This is a genomic window from Tepidibacter mesophilus (genome assembly GCF_002724055.1).
In the GTDB taxonomy this organism is placed as follows: Bacteria; Bacillota; Clostridia; order Peptostreptococcales; family Peptostreptococcaceae; genus Tepidibacter_A; species Tepidibacter_A mesophilus.
Genome location: NZ_BDQY01000074.1, coordinates 1 through 508, shown reverse-complemented (window position 1 = coordinate 508; position 508 = coordinate 1). Strand labels below are relative to the sequence as shown.

4 tRNA genes and 1 rRNA gene are annotated in these 508 nt (G+C 54.7%); all 5 read left to right on the top strand.

Going from position 1 to position 508, the window contains the following annotated elements:
- Positions 1 to 5: 5 nt before the first annotated feature.
- The 5 genes from rrf to Tmeso_RS15910 all read left to right on the top strand — a co-directional run bounded on the left by rrf (position 6) and on the right by Tmeso_RS15910 (position 457).
- Positions 6 to 122, top strand: a 5S ribosomal RNA gene (gene rrf / locus Tmeso_RS15930).
- 4 nt (positions 123 to 126) lie between these two features.
- Positions 127 to 201: transfer RNA gene (locus Tmeso_RS15925), tRNA-Asn, on the top strand.
- Positions 202 to 208: 7 nt separating this feature from the next.
- Positions 209 to 297: transfer RNA gene (locus Tmeso_RS15920), tRNA-Leu, on the top strand.
- A gap of 6 nt (positions 298 to 303) precedes the next feature.
- A tRNA-Met gene (locus Tmeso_RS15915) sits at positions 304 to 379 on the top strand.
- A 3-nt stretch (positions 380 to 382) separates the two neighbouring features.
- Positions 383 to 457 (top strand) — tRNA-Glu (locus Tmeso_RS15910).
- Positions 458 to 508 lie beyond the last annotated feature (51 nt).

Below are 508 nucleotides of genomic sequence, written 5' to 3'. Positions count from 1 at the left end.
AAATATGTGGTTATTATAGCAAAGAGGATACACCTGTTCCCATTCCGAACACAGAAGTTAAGCTCTTTAGCGCCGATGGTACTTGGAGGGCAGCCTCCTGGGAGAGTAGGACGTAGCCACGTATGTTCCAAGGTAGCTCAACGGTGGAGCACTCGGCTGTTAACCGATAGGCTGTGGGTTCGAGTCCCACCCTTGGAGCCAAAAAGATGCCGAGGTGGCGGAACTGGCAGACGCACAGGACTTAAAATCCTGCGGTCCTTACAGATCGTACCGGTTCGATTCCGGTCCTCGGCACCATAATAACGCGGGATGGAGCAGTTGGCAGCTCGTCGGGCTCATAACCCGAAGGTCGTAGGTTCGAGTCCTGCTCCCGCAACCAGATGGCCCCTTGGTCAAGCGGTTAAGACACCGCCCTTTCACGGCGGTAACAGGGGTTCGATTCCCCTAGGGGTCACCATTAATAATTGGGCTCATAGCTCAGCTGGGAGAGCACCTGCCTTACAAGCAG